Origin of the sequence: Clostridium sp. UBA1652 (assembly GCF_002320975.1) — a bacterium.
GTDB lineage: Bacteria > Bacillota > Clostridia > Clostridiales > Clostridiaceae > Clostridium_T > Clostridium_T intestinale.
Genome location: NZ_DCLI01000001.1, coordinates 65,724 through 72,295, shown reverse-complemented (window position 1 = coordinate 72,295; position 6,572 = coordinate 65,724). Strand labels below are relative to the sequence as shown.

General features: G+C 31.3%; 4 protein-coding genes. All 4 read left to right on the top strand.

Annotated elements, in window-relative coordinates; genetic code table 11:
- The first annotated feature begins 146 nt into the window (after window positions 1-146).
- The 4 genes from B3N22_RS00355 to B3N22_RS00340 all read left to right on the top strand — a co-directional run bounded on the left by B3N22_RS00355 (window position 147) and on the right by B3N22_RS00340 (window position 6,521).
- A complete protein-coding gene (locus B3N22_RS00355) occupies window positions 147-1,892 on the top strand; it encodes a 1-deoxy-D-xylulose-5-phosphate synthase (protein WP_286903983.1) in 1,746 nt (581 codons plus the stop codon).
- A gap of 226 nt (window positions 1,893-2,118) precedes the next feature.
- Window positions 2,119-3,342 carry an MFS transporter gene (locus tag B3N22_RS00350; RefSeq protein WP_286903981.1) on the top strand — a complete coding sequence of 408 codons (1,224 nt, stop codon included), beginning with the start codon at window positions 2,119-2,121 and terminating at the stop codon, window positions 3,340-3,342.
- Window positions 3,343-4,094: 752 nt separating this feature from the next.
- Complete coding sequence (locus B3N22_RS00345) at window positions 4,095-4,985, top strand: MurR/RpiR family transcriptional regulator (RefSeq protein WP_286903980.1); 891 nt, start codon at window positions 4,095-4,097, stop codon at window positions 4,983-4,985.
- Window positions 4,986-5,114: 129 nt separating this feature from the next.
- Window positions 5,115-6,521, top strand: a complete 1,407-nt coding sequence (locus B3N22_RS00340; RefSeq protein ID WP_286903979.1) for a 6-phospho-beta-glucosidase — start codon at window positions 5,115-5,117, stop codon at window positions 6,519-6,521.
- The last annotated feature ends 51 nt before the right edge of the window (window positions 6,522-6,572 follow it).

Sequence of the window (6,572 nt, the reverse complement as noted above, 5' to 3'; positions counted from 1 at the left end):
CTGGTCTAAAGAATAAAAAAACACTTGACTTTAAGTAAACTTCAAGTGCTAGAATTTCTATAAAAGGGTTGATGTTTAAGATAACTAATAAATTTATGCTAGTATTAAACACTTATTTTTAATAAAAAATGGAGGAGGACAATAGTTTGTATTTAGAAAATATTAATTCACCAAAAGATTTAAAGAATCTTAGTACAGAAGAGTTAAAAGTACTTTCATCAGAAGTTAGGGAGGCTTTAATTTCTAAAATAAGCAATGCAGGTGGTCATATCGGACCTAATCTTGGAATGGTTGAAACTACAGTGGCAATGCATTATGTGTTTGATTCACCAAAGGATAAGATTGTATATGATGTATCCCATCAGAGTTATCCTCACAAAATATTGACAGGAAGAAAGGATGCATTTCTTAATCCGTCAAAATATCATGATGTTACAGGTTATACAAACCCTGAGGAAAGTGAGCATGACTTTTTTATTGTTGGGCATACTTCTACCTCTGTTTCACTAGCAGTAGGTCTTGCCACAGGTCGTGATTTAACAGGCGGCACAGAAAATATTGTTGCTGTAATTGGAGATGGTTCTTTAAGCGGTGGAGAAGCTTTTGAAGGCTTTAATAATGCAGCTGAGCTAAATTCTAACATGATTATAATAGTAAATGATAACGACCAGTCAATTGCTGAGAATCATGGTGGTATGTATAAGGGACTCAAAGAGTTAAGAGAAACTAATGGACAGAGCACAAATAACTTCTTTAAAGCAATGGGACTTGACTATTATTACTTAGAAGAAGGGCATGATATCGAAAAACTTGTTGAGTTATTCCAAAAAGTAAAAGATATAGACCAGGGGGTAGTACTTCATATTCATACAATTAAAGGAAAAGGATTAAAGTATGCAGAAGAGAAAAGAGAACAGTGGCATGCAGGAGGTCCTTTTAATATAGAAGATGGTTCACCGAAAATTGAAGGTAGACAAACGGATACCGTTGTTAGAGATTCTATTATGAATTTAATTGAGAAGCGAAAGGATATAGTAGCTATTACAGCTGGAACACCTAATGTAATGGGATTTACACAAGAATACCGCAAAAAGGCAGGAAAGCAGTTCATCGATGTAGGGATTGCTGAGGAACACGCAGTTGCAATGTCAAGTGGTGTTGCAAAAAATGGTGGAACTCCTATATTTGGTGTGTTCAGCCCATTTATTCAGAGAACCTATGATCAGTTGTCTTCTGATGTATGCTTAAATAATAATCCAGCAGTATTCTTAATTTTCTTAGCTTCTGTATATGGAATGAATAGTAATACACATTTGGGAATTAGCGATATTCCAATGATGTCTCATATTCCTAACTTGGTTTATCTTGCACCAACAAGTAAGGAAGAGTATCTTGCAATGTTGCAGTATGCTACAACACAAAAAGACCATCCGATAGCAATAAGAATGCCTGTTAGGATGATAGAAACTGGAAAAGAGGATAATACAGACTATTCTCTATTAAACAAATTTGAAGTAACAGAAAAAGGAGCTGATGTTGCAATTCTTGCACTTGGTAATTTTTATAGCCTTGGAGAGCAGATTGCAGCTAAGTATAAACAAGTGACAGGTAAAGTAGCAACTTTAATCAATCCAAAATTTATTACAGGTCTTGATGAAGAGTTATTGGATAAACTAAAAGATAATCACAAGTTGGTTATTACCTTAGAAGATGGTATTGTTGAAGGTGGTTTTGGTCAGACAGTTGCAAGCTTTTATGGTCCTTCGGATATGAAGGTAAAGAACTATGGAATCAAAAAAGGATTTCCAACAGATTTTAATCCAGAGGAACTCATGAAGGAAAATGGAATTTCTGTAGAGCAGATTATGGAAGATATCAAGGAGATTTTATAAAGAATATTAATATACGAGTTAACATATATAAGGGGCTACCATTATGGAAGTCCCTTATATTTTTTCATACAGCTGAAATTATTCTGATAGATTAGAGATGCTTTATATTAAATAGTAAGTTAGGTAATAATATTTTCAAAATATGAAAATCCATTGACCTCGAGTTAACTTCAAGGATTAGAATATAGCTTACAAGAGCTAAATTTTAATTGGATAGGAGAATATTATGAATAATAATAATTTAAAATTGAAAGCGGCATTATTATCCTGTTGTTTTGTCACGGCATCAATGAATGCAATAAGCGGGAATATTCCGGAAATGGCGAAAACATTTAATACTGTTCCATTGTATGTTGTTGAACTAATATCCACTATACCATCTTTATTTCAGATGTTGGCTATTCTTATCGGTCGTTTTATTGGTAAAAAAATTGGTTATAAAAATAATGTTTTACTTGGAATTTTATTATGTGGAATTGGAGGTATCATTCCTATATTCATAGAAAATATCTATGTTATATTGTTTGTAAGAGGGGTTTTCGGTTTTGGAGCAGGTCTGATAGCTTCTACTTTGATCACTCTAATAGTATATTTTTTTGATGGCAAAACAAGAAGTACCATGATAGGTATGCAGGGAAGTATTGGGGGCTTAGGTAGCCTTATTGCTACTTTTATTGCTGGAAGGCTGTTAATCTATGGATGGAATATTTCTTTTTATACTTACTTTATTGCTTTTATAATATTAGGTATTTTTGCAGCCTTTGTACCAGCTGTGACTAAAGAGGAAGGTACACAAAGGGTTACGGATAAAAATGAAAGAGAAAAGAGAATAGACTTTAATAGCGTAGTAAGAATAGTAGGTTATGCAGCAATGATGTTTATTTCAGTATCAGCAGCGACTTTATACATTATTAAATGCTCAACCCTTGTTACTACACTAGGTTATGGTAAGGCTCAAGATGGAAGTACAATTATTATGCTTATTTCTGCTGGTTCTTTATTTAGTGGAGCATTATATGGAAAAATGGTTTATAGAATAAAAAAGTTATCTTTACCAATATTCTATCTATCTATGGTTAGTGCATATATTATTGCGGCTATATCAAATAATTTATTTATTATGCTTATTAGTGGATTTATACTAGGGTTTGGATATATGGCATTTGTACCTTATATTCAAGATAATGTGCACAAAGAATTCAGTAATCACGGAGAAATTGTAACCAGTATCATTCTTGTTGGACAAAGTTCAGGTGCATTTTTTGCTCCATATTTAGGAAATATTATAAGTACAGTAGTGCCAACAATAACAGGAGTATTTTTCACTGGAGCTGTGATTTATGGTGGACTAACACTAATTGCCTTAGTATTAGCTTACAAAGTACAAAGGAAAGTAAAAACTATTTCAATTGATGACATAGAGAAAATAAAGAAAAATATATTACATTAGTGTATATGTTTGAAGCATCTGCTGTGAAAATGGTGGGTGCTTTTTTTATTATTGCCCAAAGGTACAATAGTTAAATAATTAGTAACATTATATACTAAAAGTATAGTAGATATTTGATTACAGGAATTAGTAAAAGATATATTAAATAAGTCGTATAGGAGAAACTTTATATTTTTAGAAGAATACTATCATAGATATATATTTAAAGTTATATAAATAATTTAAGGATATTTTAACTGAGGAGCTAAGGGTATGAAGGCAGTACTTTTTAAATTAGTAAAGCATTTAATACAAAGCATATTAATGTTAGTTATGTGTGTGGTACTAGTGTTATTTTATCTTTTTTTGTAGAGGGGGATGAGGAGAAATCTCCCTTTTCATACATAGCTAAAATTTCATAAGAAATTAGGAAAGATCATGTTTTATAAGATGGTCTTTTTATTTTACAGACAATTTTGGAAGCTCTACAGAGCAGTAGTGTGAAGGAATTTAATGAGACTTGCACCTCTATCCAGTAGACGCGATTCTCAACGTCAGTCTAATCATTTAACTCTCTACAGAGCCAGTAGTGCATAAAAACAGTGCAACAGCAGAAAAGCGGCAAGGCGGACTGTAGGAACATAGGAAAAGTAGAACAGCGGAGAATAGGAATGCTGGAATTAATATTAAATTTTAATATTTGATTTTCTGTATTAGTTTAATATAAAATATGTAGTAATACAGAAAATCATATTTTATGTGGAGTGATAAAGATGTTGATAGTTGAAAAATTAAGTTCAAATGAAAAATTGTCTGAATCAGAAGAAAGTATAGCTACTTTTTTATTACAGCAAGGTGCTCAGGTAAATAAATACTCAACAAGAAGTTTAGCTGAAGAAACCTATACTTCTCCAGCTACAGTAATAAGGTTATGTAAAAAACTTGGATTTAAAGGATTTGATGATTTTAAAGAACAGTTTTTGAAGGAAATACAATATTTAGATCAACAGTCTGGAATTGTAGATGTAAATTTTCCTTTTTCTAAAGAGGATACAATGATGAAGGTTGCTAATAAAATATCTCATTTATATGAAGAAACAATAAGCGATACCATGTCGTTACTTAATCGTGATTCACTTCAAAAAGCTACATCACTTTTTAAATCCGGTGAAAACATTTATGTATTTTCTTCTGGTACAGCATTAAATCAAGCTGAATCTTTTAGAGAGAAAATGTTAAAGATAGGGAAAATGGTGTCTATATCAAATAATCTTAATTATCAATTATATGAAGTTGGATGTTTATCAAACAAAGATGTTGCTATCTTAATTTCATATTCAGGAGAAACAGAAAAGATTTTACAAGTAGCTAAGGAATGTAAAAATACATCTGTTCCAATTATTGCAATTACGTCTTTTGGAGATAACACATTAAGCGAATATGCTGATTGTAAATTAATAATTTCAACAAAAGAGAGTATGTTTAGGAATTTAGGCGATTACAGTACCCATTTATCAATCAATTTAATTTTAGATATTTTATATTCAACTTATTTTCTTCAAGATTATGAAAGAAATTATGAGAAAAAATTGGAGAAAGCGAAAATATTAGAGAAATTAAGAAAATCTACGAACTCAATAATTATGATTTCAGAAGATGAATGAAACATTGTTTCTAAAAATATATATTAAAATTAATCTTTAAAATAAACAGTGTAACCGATTTTGTAAAGCATATTTCAATTTTGCCTCTTTGCGTATATATTATATTTATATTGCAAGGAGGTTTTTATTATGGAGATTACAAAAGATTTCTTATGGGGAGGTGCAACAGCTGCTAATCAGTACGAAGGTGCCTTTCTTAAAGATGGAAAAGGATTAAGTATTGCAGATGTTGAAAAGGGTTCTAGTCACGGAATTCCAAGAGAGGTGCATGATTGTGTTAAAGATGGAGAGTATTATCCAAGTCATGAAGGCGTAGATTTCTATCATCGATATAAAGAAGATATTGAATTATTTTCGCAAATGGGTTTTAAGTGTTTTAGAATGTCTATTAACTGGCCAAGAATATTTCCAAATGGAGATGAAATTGAGCCAAATGAAGAAGGATTAAAGTTTTACGACAAGGTGTTTGATGAACTAATTAGTAGAGGAATTCAGCCGATTGTAACTTTATCACACTATGAAACACCATTAAACTTGGTACAGAAATATGGATCTTGGAGAAATAGACGATTAATCGAGTTTTTTGAAAGATATTGTAAGGTTGTTTTTGAACGCTATAAAGATAAAGTAAAGTACTGGATGACATTTAATGAGATTAATGAAACTATGAATCAAAATGAACCATATCATCAGGCAGGAATTTTATTTAAAGATGGAGAAGATCAAAACGAAGTTAAAGTAATAGCTAGCCATAATATGTTTATGGCAAGTGCAAAGGCTGTTATAGCAGGGCATAAAATAAATCCAGAATTTAAGATTGGATGTATGTTACAGTATCCTACAACGTATGCAAAGACATGTAATCCGACTGATATATTAGCTCAAAGATTCCATATGATGCCTAATTTTTATTACACAGATGTTATGTGTAAAGGATATTATTCAAATCTGTGTACAGCTCAGTTAAAGCGTCTAGGTGTAAAGTTTGAGATAGAACAAGAGGATGCAGAAATATTAAAGGCTGGAAAAGTTGATTATATCGCGTTCAGTTATTATTTCTCATCAATAGCATCTAGTGAAGATGGGGTTAACATCGAAGTTAAAAGATCAAATCCTTATGTAGAGAGAAATGACTGGGATTGGCCTATAGATCCAACAGGATTAAGGATTGCTCTAAATGAATTATATGACAGATATGGACTTCCTTTATTTATAGTAGAAAATGGTTTGGGAGCAATTGATAAGATTGAAGAAGATGGATCGATACAGGATGATTATAGAATAAAATATCTAGCTGATCATATTGAAGAAATGAAAAAAGCAATTGAGTTAGATGATGTTAAGGTTATTGGATATACTTGTTGGGGCCCAATTGATATTATTTCTGTTGGTACTGGTGAGATGAGAAAAAGATATGGATTTATATATGTTGATAAAGAAGATAGTGGAAAAGGGACATTGGAGAGAAGAAAGAAGAAATCATTTAATTGGTATAAAAAAGTCATAGCGACAAATGGTAAGGATACCACATATTAAACTAAATGAAATAAGTAATAAGAGTTGATTAGAGTATTCATTAAGGAGGCA